This window comes from Paenibacillus sp. FSL R5-0636, assembly GCF_037974255.1.
In the GTDB taxonomy this organism is placed as follows: domain Bacteria; phylum Bacillota; class Bacilli; order Paenibacillales; family Paenibacillaceae; genus Paenibacillus_AQ; species Paenibacillus_AQ odorifer.
Genome location: NZ_CP150232.1, coordinates 1,699,071 through 1,718,562 on the forward strand (window position 1 = coordinate 1,699,071; position 19,492 = coordinate 1,718,562).

Consider the following 19,492-nt stretch of genomic DNA (forward strand, 5'->3'; position numbering starts at 1 on the left):
CTATTTCTGAGGTGATAATTTAATGGTAAAAAAAACAACAGATCTTGTCTTTCCAAGTTCCCCAGGGAACATGCCAATGTATGATCTATCAGTGATTGATATTGAGTCTTTATGGACGCTTCACAACACACATGATCCAGGCATTATTAAAACAGATGAGGGTTACTATGTTTTTTCTACCGACATAAGAGTCGGAGGAGAATTACGTCCAGGCGTAATGGTTCGAAAATCACAGGATCTTATCCATTGGGAATGGGTTCATTATGCGCTGCCGGGAATTCCCCGAGTTGCGAAGGAATGGGCAGGGGCTACTAATTTATGGGCACCCGATGTGGTGAAATACGGTGATCAGTATCGAATGTATTACTCGGCCTCATCTTTTGGAAGTAGACAATCGCTAATCGGACTTCAAACTTCATCTTCTATTGAGGGACCTTGGACCGATGAAGGTGTGGTGATTCAGACGCGTGCTGAAGATTCACTGAATGCGATTGATGCAAATGTGCTTACGGATGCAGATGGACGGATGTGGATGGTGTATGGTTCTTTTTTTGGTGGAATTCATATCATTGAGCTGAATGCGGAAACGGGCAAACCGAAGCAAGAAGGTTTTGGTACGCTGATCGCTAAACGGGATAACACCATTAAAGATGGAGCAGTTGAAGGACCGTACATAGTGTATAACGAGCAATTCAAAAAATACTATTTGTTCGTCTCCTATGACTCCCTGTTTGAGGATTATAACGTTCGTGTCGCTCGTGCAGATACTATTACCGGCCCATATGTGGATTATAACGGACGAGATATGACTGATAGTGCGCATCAACCCCGATATGAGGTCGGCAATAAAATACTGGGTGGCTATCGCTTTGGACAAGATCCAGGTTGGATTGCTCCCGGCCATAACTCAGTTCTTCATGAGGATGGCAGCTATTATATAGTTCATCATGCACGTGGTGAAATCGATAAACATTGGTCCTATTTACAGGTTCGTCGAATTCTGTGGACAGAGTATGGTTGGCCTGTTGTATCTCCAGAACGGTATGCGGGTGAAGTGGAACAGGATATTCCAGAACAGCTAATCGCAGGACAGTGGGAATGGATTGTAATGGACCCCTCAGTGGATGGCCAGATTCAGTCTGCCCTCATAAGTCTATCCTCTGACTTTAAGCTGGAAGGTGCGAATGGAAAGGGAAGCTGGTCTTTTGATGGACGCAGAGTTCTGACCTTGGTATGGAATGATGTTGTCGAGGGTAAAGGCCGGATAGAGAAGGTGCAATTGCTTCCGTCATGGGATTGGGAGAAAGAAACTCAGACCCTTGTATTTACTGGATTAAATGAAAATGGAATTTCCATCTGGGGTAAGCAAAAGAATGGAGAAGAGAATAGATGACTACTATCAAGCTACATGCAGGTAAAGGAATTAATATGATTAGCAAGTATCTATATGGTCATTTTGCCGAGCATTTGGGCAGATGTATCTATGATGGGATCTATGTGGGGGAAGATTCGCCGATTCCGAACACCAAGGGCTTTCGCAACGACATCCTAGCAGCACTCAAAAAAGTTAATATTCCTGTCCTTCGTTGGCCGGGGGGCTGTTTTGCCGATGAGTATCATTGGAAGGATGGCGTCGGTCCAAAAGAAACCCGTAAGCGGATGGTGAATACGCACTGGGGCGGTGTCGTCGAGAATAATCATTTTGGGACGCATGAATTTTTTGAATTATGTGAGTTGCTGGATTGTGAACCATATATCTGCGGGAATGTTGGCAGTGGCACTGTTCAGGAGATGTCAGAGTGGGTTGAATATATGACCTTTGAAGGCGAATCACCGATGGCGGACTGGCGTCGTGAAAATGGGCGTGAAGAGCCGTGGAAGTTGAAGTATTTTGGTGTAGGTAATGAGAACTGGGGCTGTGGCGGCAATATGCGTCCAGAATATTATGCAGATTTGTACAGACGTTACCAGACATATGTGCGTAATTATGGTGAAAATCAGATCTATAGAATCGCTGGTGGCGCCAACGTTGATGATTATAATTGGACAGAAGTGCTAATGCGCGAAGCTGGACGGTTTATGGATGGTCTCAGTCTTCATTCGTATACGATTCCTGGAAGCTGGGAAGAGAAACGTTACGCTTTAGGTTTTGACGAAGCCGAATGGTTTGAGACTATGCAAAAAACCTTGCATATGGATGAACTGATTACCAAACATTCAGCGGTAATGGATAAATATGATCCGGATAAGCGGGTTGGAATGATTATAGATGAGTGGGGAACCTGGTTCTTAAATGAACCTGGTACGAATCCGGGTTTCCTGTATCAGCAGAATACACTCAGAGATGCATTGGTAGCAGGGGTAACGCTGAATATTTTCCAAAAGCATAGCAGTCGTGTGCAAATGGCGAATTTGGCTCAAGTGGTCAATGTACTGCAGGCTCTTATCCTGACGGAGGGCGACAAGATGATTCTAACACCTACCTATCATGTATTTGAAATGTACAAAGAGCATCAGGATAATGAACTGCTTGAAGTAACTGTTGAGAGCCCTGATTATACGTTTGGGGAGCTAACAATTCCACAGATTAGCGTTTCTGCTTCTCGCGATACGAATGGCAAAGTATATGTTTCTCTCTGTAACTTGAGCCATAATGACAGCGCATCGCTAAGTATTGGTATTGAAGAGGTTACCTTTAGCAAAGTGACAGGTCAGATCTTAACGCATTCCGTGCTGGGTGCGCACAATACGTTTGAGGCACCGGATACAGTTACTCCAGTAGCTTTTGAGGGTGCATCTTTATCGGGTGAAAAGCTGAGCTGCGAGCTTCCACCTGCTTCTGTAGTAGTCTTGACTCTGGAATAATATCATGTCAGAGAATCAAGAAAAAAACCGTCGCTGCAAAAGCTGTGATGAGAACATGAGAATAAGCCCAGAAAAACTGGAGCGTTTAATAGAAATAGCCACTAGAGAAAGACCCTTAGCGCCGGAGGAGCAATATTTGCAGCGTATTGAACATTGCCGAGATTGCTCTGGCCTGCAATTTGGTAGCACTTGCCGTTATTGTGGCTGCCTCGTAGAGGTGAGAACAAGACTACAGGACTCTACTTGCCCTTATCCCTCGGCACCTCGCTGGGAGTGAATACTAAGTTTTTGAAAAGGACGTGAAAATCATCAAACAAAATTTGTTAGCTGCTACGCCCCCGATGGGCTGGAATAGTTGGGACTGTTACGGAGCCAGTGTAAATGAAGAAGAAGTAAGAGGCAACGCAGAATATATGGCTACCCATTTGAAGGACTTTGGTTGGGAATATGTAGTTGTGGATATTCAGTGGTATGAGCCTGGAGCGAATTCTTCGCAGTATCGCAACTTTGTACCGCTGGTTATGGATGAGTACTCCAGACTTCAACCTGCTGAGAACCGGTTTCCTTCCGCAGCGGGAGGCAAAGGGTTTGCGCCACTCGCTGAATATGTACATGGATTGGGTTTGAAATTCGGCATACACATTATGCGCGGAATCCCGCGTCAGGCTGCTCATGCGGCCAGTGCTATTCTAGGATCTGAGCAAACCGCACGCGATGTGGCTCACCCAAATTCTATTTGTCCATGGAATACGGACATGTATGGAGTAGATGCTTCAAAACAAGGCAGTCAGGCGTATTATGACTCGCTGTTCCAGTTGTATGCCAGTTGGGGTGTGGATTATGTGAAAGTGGATGATATTGCCGCTTCTCGCATTTATGGATACCACAAAGAAGAAGTTGCTATGATCCGTAAGGCTATTGACCGCAGTGGTCGCGAGATGGTGCTCAGTCTTTCGCCTGGACCTGCTCCAGTGGAAGAGGCTGAACACTTAGCCGGACACGCTAACCTTTGGAGAATGACCGATGATTACTGGGATCATTGGCATCTGCTGCGCGGGATGTTTGAGCGCTGTGAGAAATGGGCTCCTTATGTTCAGCCGGGCCATTGGCCGGATTGTGACATGCTGCCGTTAGGTCATCTGGGCATTCGTTCTGTAGATGGCGGGGGAGACCGGTTCACGCGGTTTACTCATGACGAGCAGGTCACCATGATGACACTGTGGAGTATTTTCCGCTCCCCGTTAATGTTTGGAGGAGAACTTCGGGACAATGATGATTGGACATTATCTTTATTGACCAATAAGGAAGTGCTTCATCTGCATCGTTATGGTAAAGGCGGCAGACAGGTAGCGCTAAATGAGGAGCATGCGATCTGGACATCTGAGGATGAACAAGGTAACCATTATGTAGCTTTGTTTAATCTTAGCGATGAAACATTAACGCTTCAGGTATCATTCGAGCAGCTTAATGTTTCAATTCCTAGTACTATACGTGATCTATGGCAGAGCCGCGATTTGGAAGTAGTTAACGAAGGTATTTCTCAAACTCTTCCACAGCATGGTTCTGTATTGTTAAAGTTTAAATAGAGGAGAGAGATTATGAATACGAGTGTAGAATATAAAAATCCATTGGTGGAGCAGCGTGCTGATCCATGGGTATATAAACATACAGATGGTTATTACTACTTTATTGCTTCTGTCCCAGAATACGACCGGATCGAAGTGCGGAGAGCAACAACAATCGAGGGATTGGCTGCTGCAGAACCGGCTGTAGCTTGGCGTAAATATGAGACGGGTCCGCTTAGTGCAAACATTTGGGCACCAGAGCTCCATTATATTGACGGGAAATGGTACATTTATTTCGCAGCGGCGCGTACTACGGAGACGAAGGATGGATTATTTGATCACCGTATGTTTGCTCTTGAGAATGAATCTGCCAATCCTTTAGAAGGAACATGGGTAGAAAAAGGCCAGGTGAAAACCGCTTGGGAATCCTTCGCTTTGGATGCAACCACCTTCCAGCACAAAGGAAAATTGTATTATGTATGGGCACAGAAGGACCTGAATATTGAGGGGAATTCTAATCTGTATATTTCTGAAATGAGTAATCCATGGACGCTAACGGGTCCTCAGACGATGATTGCTACTCCTGAATATGACTGGGAAATTATTGGGTACAAGGTAAACGAAGGAGCTGCAGTGCTTAAACGTAACGGCCGTATCTTTATCAGCTTCTCGGCTAGCGCTACGGATTTCAATTACTGCATGGGACTTTTGGTTGCGGATGAAGACAGCGATCTGCTGGACGCCGCTTCATGGACCAAACTGCCGGAACCGGTATTCCAGACCCACGAAGAGAATGGACAATATGGTCCAGGTCATAACAGTTTTACTGTAAATGAAAATGGGGAAGATGTACTCATCTACCACTGCCGCAATTATAAAGAAATTACTGGCGATCCGCTGTATGATCCGAACCGTCATACTCGTGCTCAAGTCTTCCATTGGAATGAAGATGGTACGCCGAATTTTGGGGTTCCCGTTAAGGATGCTGCTAAACAATAATTCGTTGAGTATATAAAAAAGAGGGTTACTCATAAGCCATGTAGATGGCTGCTGAGTAACCCTCTTTCTTATGTTGCACCTTAAGGTATATATTGTTGAACGATCGAAGTAATTACGCCGTCCTGAATGGTGATGTGATACGGGAACTGGCTCAAGTCGATGACATCCGTATTATTAAATTGATCCATAAATTGCTGTAAGGTGATGGACTCATTCCAGTTGATATCCAAGTCTTCCATGTTGCCAGTGTGATCAAAAATTTGCATCGTCACTGTGGCGTTATCCGCTATCGGATAAGTTGTTAGAGTATCAACATCATTTACAATATAATAACTGTCTGGAGCTCCGCCGATTTCTGCTGCAGCTTCTGGATCTCTTTCAGCAAAGATTCGATCGGCATCAGCACCCTGATACCAGTTTATTTCATCGGTCGTACCGGAGATCTTGCCATGGTCGGATTCAATAGTATGAAAGTAAACTGTTTGATGCTGGGTCTTGTCACTATCTTGCGCATCTACCCGTGTTCCAACGGTACTTGCAGAAGTAATGAGGGAAAGAAACAACAGAACAACAACCGGTAACACATACGCTGACTTTTTCTTAAACATTATTAATCTCCCCCTTGAGATATGTAAGACGTTGTATAAAACTTATTACCCGCTCCGTTTTTTCTTAAACGGGTTATATATTACTCTTTACGTGAAATGAGCAGTTTTTGTTGCATTTTTTTAAAAGTTTTTTTAAAAAGCAATGAGAAGTCACGAGTTCCCTAAAATGAATAGTAAAAGCTTATCTCCTCGGGCATATTAAAATATCAAAACATGCAGATTAGGGGGAGCAGCGAATGGGCGGAATACTACGGATTTATAGGAACGATTGGCGTAACTTATTCAGAGTTCCTGTGGCCGTATTGCTGGTTGCCGCTTTGGTGGTATTGCCCTCCGTGTATGATTGGGTGAACGTTGCGTCAGTATGGGATCCTTATAGCAATACTTCTGGCATTAAAATTGCTGTTACCAGCTTAGATGAAGGTACTAAGGTGCAGGAGAAGGATTTTAATATCGGGAATGAGGTCATGGAAAGTCTTCGGAGCAATAAAAACCTGGGCTGGACCTTTGTAGATGCAGAGACTGCACATAATGGTGTCAAACGCGGAGACTACTATGCCAGTATTGTTATCCCTGCTAATTTCTCCAAACGAATGACTGGAATTCTTGAAGGAACGATTGTGAAACCAGAGATCGAATATACCGTCAATGAGAAAATAAATGCGATTGCTCCTAAAATCACGGATAAGGGCGCCACTTCAATCACCACACAGATCAGTGAGAATTTCACGGAAACGATTAGTGAGACGGTATTTACTGTTTTAAGTCAAATCGATAAGGAATTTCAATCTGAATTGCCCATTATACGCAAGGTAGAAAAAGGATTGTTTAAATTAGAGGCGAGCCTGCCAGAAATTGAAACCGCAGGTAAACGTGTATTGAAAATTCAGGAAAATTGGCCGCAGATTCATGCTTCAGCAGAGCGTATTTCCACATTGGAGAATAAGCTGCCAGAGGTGGAAAAAGCGGGTGAGGCTTTAGAGAAAATTGCTGAGCATTGGCCGCAAATCGCGAGTGCCTTAGATCATTTAGGAGGGCTACAGGACAAGCTGCCCAAGATTGAAGAAGCGGCACAGCTAATCGTTCAACTTGATAACCATTATGGTGAAGTTGAACAGATCATGGCTCAGGCCTCGCAAGGTCTTACGGAAGCGCATAAGATCGTTAATGCTGCCTTAACAGCGCTGCCTGAGGCAGAAAAGATTGCCACTGCCGGAAATGATTTTGTTCTGGAGCTTCAACAATTTTTGGAGAAGAGCAGTGCTGCATTTGAAGCTGTTCCAGCAGCTATCAAACAGAATCTTAATCTCCTACAGCAAACGGAGAACTCAGTGGTCAAGCTTGCTGAACAGTTAAAGGGAGAGGATAACGAGCCGCAAGCTGTACGTGAGCAGCTGGAGGTACTCTCAGCACAGTTGGCTGCAGGAAGCAGCGTGATTGAACACACACTTTCTATGTTAAATGCATTGAACACATTTTCACCTGAAACAGTGTCTATTGCTGATCTTGCAGCATTGAAAGGTGTAGACAGTGTTTTGAACAGTCAGAAGTCCTTGGTAAATGCTATGGCGGCTGACGTTCAGAATAAGGATAACGCTGATTCCAGTGCAATTAACCAATTGTTCCTAAAGTCTGGTCTTGGGAAGCTGGCGATTGCGAAGCTTATCTCAGGGTATGATTCGTCGACAATCCCTGCCATAAAAAATACACTGGAGCAAATAACTTCGGCGGCAGATGTCACAGCCACCGCATTGCAGCAGGTGCCAGATCGCTTACCCGCGCTGGGTACCCTGCTGGAAGAGACAGTGTCGGCGATTGAGTTTGGGCAGACAAGCTTAGCTAGTCTGCAGCAGGATTTGCCAGCTATACGCGAAGCGGTCCACACAGCAGCCAGTGGGGTTGCCGATCAGACCCAGGGCTTTGGTGCCTTCATCCGAGATACACTTCCGCTATTGGAGAGTAGCTTGCCTACTGCAGGGGAAAAGATACAGCAAGCTGCGAACTTCGTGCGTCAGGATCTGCCTACTGTAGAAGAGCGGGTTCATCAGGTCTCGGAGTTGATTCGTACAGGACTCCCCCGTGCGGATAAAGGAGTGGCGCTTGCCGCAGATTTGGTGAGAAATGATCTTCCAGTACTGGAAGACTCGATTCGAAAAGCCGCTTCCACGATCCGCCAAATTAAAGAGGAGATTGATCTGGGGGAGATTGCACAACTGCTCGGAGGAGATATTAAGAGCAAAAGTGATTTTTTGGCCAATCCGGTAGTGTTAAAAGAGAATAAGTTATATCCCATTCCGAATTATGGCTCGGCAATGACTCCTTTTTATGTGGTACTTTCCTTATGGGTCGGAGGCACACTGCTTGTCTCCCTTCTCCGCACAGGTGTGGATACGGGTGGGCTAACGTACAAAAGATATCAATTGTATTTTGGCCGCCTGCTGACCTTCCTTACGGTGGGAATTCTTCAGGGGCTGGTGGCTGTCCTTGGCAACATTTTTATTCTGCACTGTTATGTGGTGAATAAGGTGTGGTTTGTACTTTTTGGAGTCTTAATCAGCATCGTGTTCGTAACCATTGTATTTACGCTTGTCGCTGTATTTGGCAACCTGGGAAAAGGAATAGCGATCGTGTTCATGGTGCTTCAATTCTCTAGCTCCGGCGGTACATTTCCGATTAGTACGACAGGGCGTTTTTTTCAAATATTAAATCCGTATATGCCGTTTACCTATGCAATTAGTCTGATGCGGGAGGCGGTTGGGGGAATTCTGCCAGAAGTGGCGATTCGTGATGTGATCTATCTGATTATCTTCGGTGTGCTGGCACTCTTGCTGGCATTACTCCTCAAGAAACCACTGGAGCCTTTTATCCATAAGGCTTCTGAACAAGCCGAAGAGTCTAAATTGATTTCTTAAAGAAAAAGAGGATGTGCCTAAGCCATGGTGATGGCTTTTGGCACATCCTCTTTTGTGTACTATATGGCAAGTGTGCAATAGGTTATCTTGCAGGAGCAAAATCAGCTACTGGCTTAAGAATCTCCTCGATCTGCTGTAAAGTATCAGCGGAGAGTACCGCATCTACAGCTTTGGCGTTTTCTGCAACTTGTTCTGGCTTACTGGCACCAATTAATGCTGAACTTACACCAGGCTGGCGCAGGATCCAAGCCAATGCCAATTGCGAAAGCTTCAGGTCTAAACTGTGAGCGAGTTCATCCAGCTGTCCAACCACAGACAACACATCATCACGGAGGTAGCTGGAGATTACACCATTAACTGAATTATCCGCAGCACGGGTTCCTGCTGGAGGTTGTTGCCCCGGTTTATATTTGCCAGTCAGAATTCCTTGCGCCAGTGGAGAGAAGACCACTTGGCCCAGCCCCTCACGCTGGGATACTTCAAGGACCTCGTCTTCAATATAACGTTCGAACATATTATAGATGGGTTGATTGGAGATCAGTGGACGCAGATTCAGTCTGCGGCTGATACCAGCAGCATTAGAGATTTGGGCTGCGCTCCATTCGCTAACAGCGGAGTAGAGAATCTTGCCTTGAACTGTGAGATCATCCAGTGCGCGTAGAGTCTCCTCTACAGGGGTCTCTGTATCGAAGCGATGACAATAATATACATCAATATAATCAGTGCCTAAGCGGCGGAGGCTGGCCTCACATTGCTCCATAATATGCTTGCGGGACAAGCCACGGTTATTAACATCGTCTCCCATGGGGAAAAAGACCTTTGTACTTAGCACATAAGATGATCTTTCATAGGAACGTAGAGCAGCACCCATCGCTTTTTCGCCTTCGCCACGGTTATATGCATTAGCTGTATCAAAGAAATTGATACCGCATTCAAAAGCTTTGCTTATACAAGCATCGGCTGCCTTTTGCTCTGCTGCGGTTCCATATGTAAGCCAACTGCCTAGTCCGATCTCACTGATTTTGAGCCCTGAATTGCCTAGTCTTCTATATTTCATTTTTCTCTTTCCTCCTTGTATTCTATATGATAACTTTACTTGTATTATAGGAGACATTCAAGTTGAATGATTAATATACTAGTAATCAAGGAGATGAAAGATTCAATGACTAATCCAGCTACTAAAAAATCAAAAGTGATCTTATTTCAGGGTGACTCCATTACGGATGGGAATCGAGGTCGTGATGAAGACCCGAATCATATTCTTGGACATAGCTATGCGTATATCATCGGAGGCAAGCTAGGGAATGAGCGGGCAGAAGAAAATCTGGTATTCTATAACCGCGGAGTGAGTGGAGATCGAATCTCCGATTTATATGCACGCTGGAATGAAGATGCAATTAGCTTGCAGCCTGACATCATTAGTATATTGATTGGGGTAAACGATATTTGGAGAATGATGAAAGGGGAACCAAGTGGAGTTACGGACCGTTTTGAACGCGCTTACCGTCACGTACTTGAAGAAACACGTGAAGTTCTGCCACATACGAAGCTGGTTTTATGTGAGCCTTTTATTTTAAATACCGGAGCTCCAGCTGAACAGTGGGCAGAATGGGAAGCGAAGATTAGACATTATCAGGGAGTGGTTAAACAACTTTCTGAGCAATTTGATACGGTCTATGTACCTTTACAGGATGCTTTCAATGCAGCTGCGGAGAGAGCAGAAGCAGCCTACTGGCTGTGGGATGGCGTTCATCCGACGACTGCCGGGCATGATCTGATTGCTGGGGAATGGCTGAAGGTCGTCTTGGAAAGTGGTCTTTTAAACAACTAAGTTATAAAGTTATTATCTCTCTTTATCTATGCACCTACTGATCACTCAGCGGGCGCATAGATAAGAGATACATGGTAATTATTTAAGAAATCGATCCATTCCTCAGAAGGCTTCTGATCTGTAACGATATAATCCACTCTATCAAAGCTGAACAACTTAATGAACGCAGTCCGGTCAAATTTGGAGTGATCTACGAGCAGAACCACTTTATTCGCCTGCTGCTGCATAAGCACCTTCAGTTCGCTTTCTTCTTCATTTGAATCACTTAGCCCGCCTGTCATGGACAATGCTTTACAGCTGAATATGGCTACATCCACATTATATTTTCGAATTGTCTGTGAAGCGGTATTTCCAACAAAGGAGCTGGTCTCGGGGCCTAAAATTCCACCTGTGGAAATCAGCTTTTGACCGGAGTGTTGAAATTCAGATAATACCACCAGAGAGTTTGTAATAATTGTCAGATTGTTTTTCTCCTCAATAATTCTACGCAAGGCTTCAAACACCGTTGAGCTCGTATCCGTCACCAAGCTGTCTCCATCATTGATTAATTGCAGTACATTATCGGCTATGATTCGCTTCGCTTCAATATTGACCTGATGCCTGCTGGTATAGGAAGGATCTTCATTGGTATGGGCGTTGAGAATGGCTCCACCATAATTTTTTTTGGCAAGACCTTCTTTGTCCAGTTTATCTAGATCCCGCCGAATGGTCTCTTCCGAGACGTTGAATTTTTGTGCTAGCTCTGCGACATGGACCTTCTTCTGTCTGTAAAGCTCTTTAATAATTAGATCCCGTCGTTCAAATGCTTTCATTCGTTCACTCACCTTTATATATAAATCGTCTGCTTTCTAGTGTACTACATTGTTGTTTAAATCTAAAAATAATTACACATTCACATAAAACCACAATATATAATAATTATATCACATAAAACCACACTTTTGTTTAGGTAATATGTTGTTTTGTGTTGACTAAAGCGCTTGCAGATTTTATGATGAAGGAGAAATAGATCTATTAACGATGACTCTAAGATGATCTTGAGGAGGAACGGCATTGATAGAAAACTATCCGAAAATTGGTATCCGCCCAACCATTGATGGCAGAAGAAGAGGCGTTCGTGAATCACTGGAAGAGCAAACGATGGGCATGGCTCAGCGGGTGGCTAAGTTTATTGAAGCGAATTTAAGGTATCCAAATGGGAGTCCTGTAGAGTGCATCATCGCCGATTCTACGATCGGTGGTGTTAAAGAAGCTGCTGCGGCGGCTCAGAAATTCTCCGGGGCTAACGTAGGGGTGTCGATCACCGTGACGCCTTGCTGGTGTTATGGCTCAGAGACAATGGATATGGATTCATCCATTCCGCATGCCGTGTGGGGATTTAACGGAACGGAACGGCCGGGTGCTGTGTATCTAGCTGCTGTTCTCTCTGCGTATGCTCAAAAGGGAATTCCTGCGTTTGGTATCTATGGTGAAGATGTTCAAGAGTCTAGCAGTGAAGAGATTCCAGCGGATGTGCAGTCTAAATTGCTACAGTTTGCTAGAGCAGGCTTAGCAGTTGCTCAAATGAAGGGGAAATCATATTTATCTATGGGTTCTGTTTCGATGGGGATTGCGGGTTCCATTGTGAATGAACAATTTTTCCAAGAGTATCTGGGCATGCGCAATGAATATATAGATATGTCTGAATATGTCCGGCGCTTTGAAGAAGAGATTTATGATAAAGAGGAATTTAAGCGGGCGCTTGCCTGGACTAAAGAAAACTGCCAAGTTGGCGCTGATAATAATCCGCAGCATCTGCAAATCAGTGCAGAAGAGAAAGAGAAGCAGTGGGAGACTTGTGTGAAAATGACATTGATCGCCCGCGACCTGATGATCGGCAATCCGGTTCTCGCTGAGCTTGGTTTTGAGGAGGAAGCTAACGGCCACAATGCAATTGTTGGCGGTTTCCAAGGCCAGAGACAATGGACGGACCATTTCCCTAACGGCGATTTCATGGAGACGATGCTGAATTCTTCTTTTGACTGGAACGGCAAACGGACACCTTATCTCGTAGCGACAGAGAATGACAGCCTGAATGGGGTAACGATGTTGTTCAATTATTTGCTTACGAATACAGCACAAATCTTTGCTGATGTCCGAACCTTCTGGAGTCCCGATGCCGTTAAGCGAGTGACGGGTCATCAATTGGAGGGAGAAGCAGCTCACGGAATACTGCATCTGATCAACTCTGGTTCGGCAGCGCTTGATGGCACAGGTGAGCAGAGGATAGAGGGTAAGCCTGCAATCAAACCGTTTTGGGAGATTTCAGACGAAGAGGCTGAGGCTTGTCTAAGCAATACACAATTCCGGCCAGCTTCTCAAGAATATTTCCGTGGAGGCGGCTTCTCTACCGATTATTTAACCAAAGGCGGAATGCCGGTTACTATGGCTCGCTTGAACCTGGTGAAGGGGCTTGGACCTGTTCTTCAGCTTGTTGAAGGTTACACTGTAGAGCTGCCTGAAGAGGTTCATCATATTTTGGATCAAAGAACAGATCCGACCTGGCCGACGACCTGGTTCGCTCCTAAGCTAACTAACAGTGGTTCATTCCAATCGGTATATGATGTCATGAATAATTGGGGCGCGAATCATGGGGCGATCAGTTATGACCATATCGGGGCGGATCTGATTACGCTGGCGTCGATTTTGCGTATTCCAGTAAGTATGCATAACGTTGAGGAATCACGTATTTTCAGACCACGGGTGTGGTCGTTATTTGGGACGGAGAATCTGGAAGGAGCAGATTACAGAGCCTGTCAGAATTTCGGACCGCTATATTAAAATCTTCTTGTGAAGCAGGTGTGCGTGAAATGGGTGATACGATTAAGCTTCTGGCTATGGATCTTGGCGCCAGCTCCGGAAGAGTGATGTTGGGATTGTATGACGGTAACACCCTTCGCATGGAAGAAATTCATCGGTTTGCTAATACCCCGGTGTATATTGGCGGGCATTTGTATTGGGATGTTTTGAAGCTCTTTCACGAAATGAAAAAAGGAATCCAGAGAGCTTATAGGGCGCGTGGAAAATTGAGGTCTCTAAGCGTGGATACGTGGGGAGTCGATTACGGTTTTATTGATAAAAGAGGGATGTTGCTCTATTCCCCCCATCATTATAGGGATAAGAGAATGGGAAGTCATCGTCAAGGGTTGGAAGTACTGCTTCCGCCAAGGGAGCAATTTAGCGTTACTGGTATTCAACCGAGCTTGATTAATACGGTTTATCAGCTGTTTGCTGATTTTCAGGATAATGATTCTCTGCTAGAGGTCGCAGATACTATTTTAATGATGCCAGACCTGTTCCACTATTTGTTCTCTGGTATCGCGGCAGCAGAAAGCACGATTTGGAGTACAAGTGGCTTAATGGACGCTGTATCTGGTGAAGTCTCTACTGAAGTATTTAGCAGGCTTAGTATCCCGGTTAGCCTAGTGCCACAACAGGTTCAATCGGGGACGGTCATTGGTCCTATCCTTCCGGTAATTCAAGAGGAGCTTAGCGTTGGTCCAATGGAGGTAATTGCGGGTGCTTCTCATGATACGGCTTCAGCAGTAGCTTCCATTCCGTATTCTCTTAAGGATAATGCAGCATTTATAAGCTGTGGAACATGGTCGATAGTGGGCATGGAGACGCCTGAAGCTGTCATTACAGAGAAAAGCTATGAATACGGATTCACAAATGAGCAGTGTTACGGCCAATCTAATCGTTTGCTCAAAAATATAACGGGACTATGGATTTTGCAGGAGCTGCAAAGGAATTGGGCAGAAGCGGGAAAATACGTCAGCCAAGGCCAAATGGTTGAGCTAGCTGAAACCATAAATCATGCCCCAGCAATTATTGATCCGAATGATGAACTGTTTAGTACACCCGGTGTGATGACCCAACGGATTAGAGAATATTGCGAACGAACAGGCCAGCAAGCCCCCTACACGAAAGCTGAGATTATTCGCGTCATACTTGAGAGCTTAGCAGAGTCCTATCGCCATACGATTAACGAAATGGAAGAGATCACCGGCAAAAAAATCAATATCATTCATATGGTCGGTGGTGGGATTCAGAATGAACTGCTCTGTCAGCTTACCGCTAATATTACGGGGAGAAAAGTTGTAGCAGGGCCTGTGGAAGCTAGTGCAATTGGCAATATAATTATTCAACTGGCTGCCCTAGGGGAATTGGAAATCTCCGAGGGCAAGCAGGTAGTGGAAAGATCTTTTGCCTTTAAGACATATCAGCCTTCTTTGGTGAAGGTTTGTGAAAAATAGGATACGAGGAGAGAAACCCTATGGATACATTGGAACAAAAATTACGTTTGCAGATTTGTGATATCGGGAGAAACCTGTTTAATAAAGATTTTATCGCGGCTAATGATGGGAATATTTCTGCTCGCTTATCAGAGAATGTAATTCTGACTACCCCCAGAGCGGTGAGTAAGGGATATTTAGAGCCTCATATGCTTGTGAAAGTGAATTTGCAAGGTGAAGTCCTTGAAGCAGCTGAAGGCTACAGACCCTCAACGGAAGCGAAAATGCATCTAAGAATTTATAATGAGCTGCCAGAGATGAAGGGTGTGGTCCATGCACATCCCCCGTATGCTACTGCATTTGCCATAAAAGGTGAGGCGCTCGACAAGATGATGATGCCAGAGTCGGTGATCATGATCGGAGATATTCCATTGGCGGAATATGGAACACCATCGACGGAAGAAATTCCAGATTCACTGATGCCTTTCCTGGGCAAAAAAACTGCGGTCCTGCTCGAGAATCACGGAGCCCTTACTTGGGGAGAAGATGTTATGGAAGCATATCTGAACATGGAGCGGCTTGAGTATACCGCCAAGCTCACCTTCATTACCCGGATGATTGGCGGGGAGAGAGAATTGCCGCAGCATCGGATTGATGAGCTGGTAGCGTTGCGATCATTTTATGGGAAGTAAAGAGGTGCCTTATGTTAAAAGGAATTCCTAAGCTGCTCTCTCCGGAGCTGGTGCGCATTCTGATGGAAATGGGTCATGGGGATGAGCTTGTATTGGCTGATGCGAATTATCCCGGACATTCGTTGAATCCGAGGGTACTGAGATATGATGGCATCGGTATTCCTGACCTGCTGGATGCCATCTTAGAGTTGTTACCTCTGGATCATTATGCAGAGCAACAGGTGGCTTTTATGGCAGTGGTGGCTGGAGATCCAACTGTACCGGTCATCTGGTCCACATACGAGACTATCATTGCCAAACATGATGCTGAAGCGACGATTAAACATGAGGAACGTTTTGATTTCTATAACCGTTCTAAGCAAAGTTATGCGGTTATAGTTACTGGTGAAGAAGCATTGTATGGGAATGTTATTCTTAAAAAAGGCGTTATTAAAAGTTAAAATAACGGAAATGAAGCCGTTAACCGCTTGGGTGACCAAGGAGTTAGCGGCTTTTTATGCTGTAAGGATAAGTATTTATAACCGGATTACTCTGTACTCATATGCACCAAGGGAGAGGGGGCCGCAGGCCACGGATTTGCCTGAGAGAACATCATGTCCATCCCGCGGGAGTGTGAGACTTCCCCCGTGTCCATCCATATTTACAATGGTCCACACTTCGGTACCTTGGTCATTGCTTCTAGGGCAGACAAGGGTTCCCTTAGTGACATCACTGCGTACGGTAACACCAGTACGTTCTGCATAATGATCAATAAGTTTACATAACATTAGGTCACCTTCTTCACCGGCAGGCATTGAACCCAGCATAACAATAGTACCTTGTCCGTAAGGCTGCTCCGTCAGGAAGGACAAACCCGGTGTCACCCCCTCCGTAATCATTCCGAGACTGGAAGCGGACTCTGAAACGGGTTCAAAAACAGAACTCCACATGGACAAGGGAGCAGATACCCCAAAAGCGTGTCCAATCGTGCCTGTTGATTCCAGCGGATAGATAAACTTAGTTCTGACTCCTGCTAATCGCTCCAATTCCCCAAGTCCGGCATTCGTATGAAGGGTATGCTCCTTCGTTCGTCCTCCGGTAAGAGGACCGACAATCCAAATCCCGCCAGCTGCTGTGAAGGCCAGCGCACTTTCCACATACTCGGGGGACAAATAATGTACGAATGGAGTGAATAACAGCTTGTATCCGGTTAAGTCACCGCCTTCGGGCAGCAGATCCCGGTGAATACCCATATGTAGAATTCTTTTGTAGAAATCGCCCAGCAGACTACGATAATTTAGCTTCCGATGAGGTTCAGTTGCGAGATAAGCTTTGGTTCTGTCCGAATAGGTAATCGCAACATCTGCCCGAAGGGGCCGGGTGGAGAGCATAATTTGTTCAATTTCTTGCCGTGCTTGATTGGCCTCCAGCACATTATCGTACCCTAGAGCGGGTTCTCCCCAGGCACTAAGGATCGAGCTATGTGTTTGTTCACTTCCGGAAGTATGCTGGCGCCAGAGCCAATAGCAAAATGCACCTGCACCCAGCGCATAGGCGGCAACCGCTTCTGCCTTCAGATATCCGTTCGGATGTGGCACACCAAAACTTACTAGAGATGCGGCAAACGAGGGTCCTGTCTCCATTATCCAGAAATCTTTTCCCGGCTTGAAATTTCGCCATAGATCACAGTTAAGCAGATAAGCATGCATATTTTCCTGTGAGGCATAAGTGTCGTAGGCGGCAAAGTCGAGATTCTGAAATAGCCGCTCATTATCTAGATGAAAAGCGACACTGCTGTTGTGGGTAATTGGTGCAGAGGAGTGGCGGCGGATAATATCAGCCTGCTCATCGGCGAATTCAGCGATTTTTTCCATTGAAAATAAGCGGTACATCGTCCGCAGAGATGAATTGTGGAGGAAAGGTGCGGGTCCTGGCTGTGGCACCTGATCAAAACGTTGATAAGTTTGGCTCCAGACGGCTGTTCCCCATGCCTCATTCAACTTTTCAATGGAGCTGTAGCGCTGCTGCAACCAGATATGCCATAAGCCTTTACAGGTCTCACACATGCACTCCGCCACATGCGCTTTGAATTCGTTATCGAGCTGCCAGGCGGTTAACCCCGGAAGTGCTCCGGTCTCCTTGGCAATATGCTCCGTAATGATGGCAGCCCGCTCACGAAAATACGGATTGTTCGTACAGATATGCTGCCGTGCTCCATGTCCCATTACCGTTCCGCTCTCATCCACATAACAGCGCTCAGGATGTCCATGGGTAAGCCAAATGGGGGGTGTAGGTGTCGGCGTACACATTACTGTGTCAATTCCGTTTCTATGTAACCTTTCGATATATTTCACGACGGGACGGATATCAATCTTATCTTCTTCTGGCTCCAAGGCAGACCAAATGAATTCTCCGATTCGTACGATATTAATCCCCGTTTCTTTCATTAGAAGGATGTCCTGCTCAAGCACCTCTTCACTCCATAGCTCGGGATACCAAGCAGCACCATAGTATAACTTGTTCTTCAATTCAGCTCCCCCTTTAAGGCAAACATTTGCTGGAAATCATCACTTGGAATCATAGGTTGTTAGGGTCTTGCGGGCAATAGTAAACTTTTGCGCGGTTTGGACTTTTTAGATAAAATGGGATTTTTAGCTTATATAGAGCGTTCAAAAAAGTCCGATTGCTGGAAAAAATCACTAGCAGCATAATAGGAGTCGCAGTAAGGGTGATTGCAGTAATCCATGGCTACAGTAATCGCGAGATGTACATGACAAATGGAGGTGAACAGGATGAAGCACGTAACAGTTCCGGGAACTGCAGAACAACAGCTAAAACCGCAGACCTATCGAAATATCCGGGTAAGAAGATGGAAACGTTTTAAACGTGATAAATGGTTATATATTCTGCTGCTCCCTGGAGTCCTTTATTTTCTTGTTTTCAAATATGTTCCGATGTGGGGCGTGCTGTTGGCTTTTAAGAATTACCAGCCGTTTCTTGGTTTTCAGAAAAGTGAATGGGTAGGTTTTGAGCATTTTCGTGTTTTTTTCCAGAATCCCGATTTCTTTATGCTGCTGCGCAATACGTTATTGTTATCTTTTTATAATTTGATTTTCTTTTTTCCGGCGCCGATTATTCTGGCACTACTTCTAAACGAAATACGGCTTTCCTTCTATAAAAAGACGATACAAACGATGATTTATGTTCCGCACTTTATATCCATGGTCATTGTGGCCAGTATGAGCTATGTATTTCTAACTACGGAAGGCGGGACTGTAAATGAGTTTTTGTATACGTTTACAGGCAGGAAAATAGACTTTCTAGCTAATCTCGACTGGTTCCGTCCATTGATTATTCTCCAGACGATCTGGAAGGAGTGCGGTTGGGGGACAATTATATTCCTGGCAGCGCTGGCCGGTGTAGATGTGGAGCAATATGAGGCTGCGGTAGTAGACGGTGCGAACAGGTGGCGGCAGATTTGGCATATTACGTTGCCTGCTATTCGCAGTACAATCGTTATTTTACTTATTCTTCGGATGGGAACGATTTTGGATAACGGTTTTGAACAAATTTATTTAATGATGAATGCTCTTAATCGTGAAGTAGGTGAGGTGTTCGATACCTATGTATACGCACTGGGAATCACCCAGGGAGCTTTTAGCTACAGTACAGCTGTTGGATTATTCAAATCAATAATCGGTGTGACGCTTGTGCTCGGGACGAATTGGATCGCCAAAAAATTTGGTGAATCCGGACTTTATTGAGAA

At 45.2% G+C, this 19,492-nt stretch carries 16 protein-coding genes; 12 read left to right on the plus strand and 4 right to left on the minus strand.

The features are described 5' to 3' along the window. The first annotated feature begins 22 nt into the window (after window positions 1–22). The 5 genes from MKX34_RS07460 to MKX34_RS07480 are packed head-to-tail and all read left to right on the plus strand — an operon-like array spanning window position 23 to window position 5,429. Entirely contained in the window at window positions 23–1,393 is a 1,371-nt protein-coding gene (locus MKX34_RS07460; RefSeq protein WP_076106139.1) for an arabinan endo-1,5-alpha-L-arabinosidase, read from the plus strand. Continuing rightward, window positions 1,390–2,865, plus strand: coding sequence for an alpha-N-arabinofuranosidase (locus MKX34_RS07465; RefSeq protein WP_076297821.1), 1,476 nt, complete (start codon window positions 1,390–1,392; stop codon window positions 2,863–2,865). The genes MKX34_RS07460 and MKX34_RS07465 overlap by 4 nt, the downstream gene beginning before the upstream one ends. Window positions 2,866–2,869: 4 nt before the next feature. Next, window positions 2,870–3,142 carry a DUF6171 family protein gene (locus MKX34_RS07470; RefSeq protein ID WP_076106144.1) on the plus strand — a complete coding sequence of 91 codons (273 nt, stop codon included), beginning with the start codon at window positions 2,870–2,872 and terminating at the stop codon, window positions 3,140–3,142. Window positions 3,143–3,173: 31 nt separating this feature from the next. Then, window positions 3,174–4,451, plus strand: coding sequence for a glycoside hydrolase family 27 protein (locus MKX34_RS07475; protein ID WP_076297837.1), 1,278 nt, complete (start codon window positions 3,174–3,176; stop codon window positions 4,449–4,451). Between the two features lie 12 nt (window positions 4,452–4,463). Continuing rightward, window positions 4,464–5,429, plus strand: coding sequence for a family 43 glycosylhydrolase (locus tag MKX34_RS07480; RefSeq protein WP_036675689.1), 966 nt, complete (start codon window positions 4,464–4,466; stop codon window positions 5,427–5,429). An 80-nt stretch (window positions 5,430–5,509) separates the two neighbouring features. On the opposite strand, the gene MKX34_RS07485 is transcribed toward MKX34_RS07480, so the two are convergent. Beyond that, a complete protein-coding gene (locus MKX34_RS07485) occupies window positions 5,510–6,013 on the minus strand; it encodes a hypothetical protein (RefSeq protein WP_339204715.1) in 504 nt (167 codons plus the stop codon). Between the two features lie 260 nt (window positions 6,014–6,273). On the opposite strand from MKX34_RS07485, the gene MKX34_RS07490 reads away from it, so the two are divergent. Beyond that, window positions 6,274–8,949 carry a YhgE/Pip domain-containing protein gene (locus MKX34_RS07490; protein ID WP_076297823.1) on the plus strand — a complete coding sequence of 892 codons (2,676 nt, stop codon included), beginning with the start codon at window positions 6,274–6,276 and terminating at the stop codon, window positions 8,947–8,949. Window positions 8,950–9,031: 82 nt separating this feature from the next. On the opposite strand, the gene MKX34_RS07495 is transcribed toward MKX34_RS07490, so the two are convergent. Beyond that, entirely contained in the window at window positions 9,032–10,006 is a 975-nt protein-coding gene (locus MKX34_RS07495; RefSeq protein WP_076100623.1) for an aldo/keto reductase family protein, read from the minus strand. A 66-nt stretch (window positions 10,007–10,072) separates the two neighbouring features. On the opposite strand from MKX34_RS07495, the gene MKX34_RS07500 reads away from it, so the two are divergent. Continuing rightward, window positions 10,073–10,780, plus strand: coding sequence for an SGNH/GDSL hydrolase family protein (locus MKX34_RS07500; RefSeq protein ID WP_076138308.1), 708 nt, complete (start codon window positions 10,073–10,075; stop codon window positions 10,778–10,780). Window positions 10,781–10,821: 41 nt separating this feature from the next. Here MKX34_RS07500 and MKX34_RS07505 read toward each other — a convergent pair whose 3' ends face one another. Next, window positions 10,822–11,592, minus strand: coding sequence for a DeoR/GlpR family DNA-binding transcription regulator (locus MKX34_RS07505; RefSeq protein ID WP_036675683.1), 771 nt, complete (start codon window positions 11,590–11,592; stop codon window positions 10,822–10,824). A gap of 241 nt (window positions 11,593–11,833) precedes the next feature. Between MKX34_RS07505 and MKX34_RS07510 the strand changes: the two genes are divergently transcribed. The 4 genes from MKX34_RS07510 to fucU are packed head-to-tail and all read left to right on the plus strand — an operon-like array spanning window position 11,834 to window position 16,186. Beyond that, complete coding sequence (locus tag MKX34_RS07510; RefSeq protein ID WP_143763810.1) at window positions 11,834–13,600, plus strand: L-fucose isomerase; 1,767 nt, start codon at window positions 11,834–11,836, stop codon at window positions 13,598–13,600. Window positions 13,601–13,629: 29 nt separating this feature from the next. Continuing rightward, window positions 13,630–15,075, plus strand: a complete 1,446-nt coding sequence (locus tag MKX34_RS07515) for a rhamnulokinase family protein (protein ID WP_038569476.1) — start codon at window positions 13,630–13,632, stop codon at window positions 15,073–15,075. A gap of 20 nt (window positions 15,076–15,095) precedes the next feature. Continuing rightward, the gene (locus MKX34_RS07520) at window positions 15,096–15,746 is read left to right on the plus strand and encodes a class II aldolase/adducin family protein (RefSeq protein ID WP_038569477.1); all 651 of its coding nucleotides are present in this window, start codon (window positions 15,096–15,098) and stop codon (window positions 15,744–15,746) included. Between the two features lie 11 nt (window positions 15,747–15,757). After that, window positions 15,758–16,186 (plus strand): L-fucose mutarotase, encoded by a 429-nt coding sequence (gene fucU, locus MKX34_RS07525; protein WP_036675675.1) that lies wholly within the window; start codon window positions 15,758–15,760, stop codon window positions 16,184–16,186. 75 nt (window positions 16,187–16,261) lie between these two features. Here fucU and MKX34_RS07530 read toward each other — a convergent pair whose 3' ends face one another. Further along, on the minus strand, window positions 16,262–18,253 hold the full coding sequence (locus MKX34_RS07530; protein WP_076297824.1) for a beta-galactosidase: 1,992 nt from the start codon (window positions 18,251–18,253) through the stop codon (window positions 16,262–16,264). Between the two features lie 264 nt (window positions 18,254–18,517). On the opposite strand from MKX34_RS07530, the gene MKX34_RS07535 reads away from it, so the two are divergent. Further along, window positions 18,518–19,489, plus strand: a complete 972-nt coding sequence (locus MKX34_RS07535; RefSeq protein ID WP_076297825.1) for a sugar ABC transporter permease — start codon at window positions 18,518–18,520, stop codon at window positions 19,487–19,489. The last annotated feature ends 3 nt before the right edge of the window (window positions 19,490–19,492 follow it).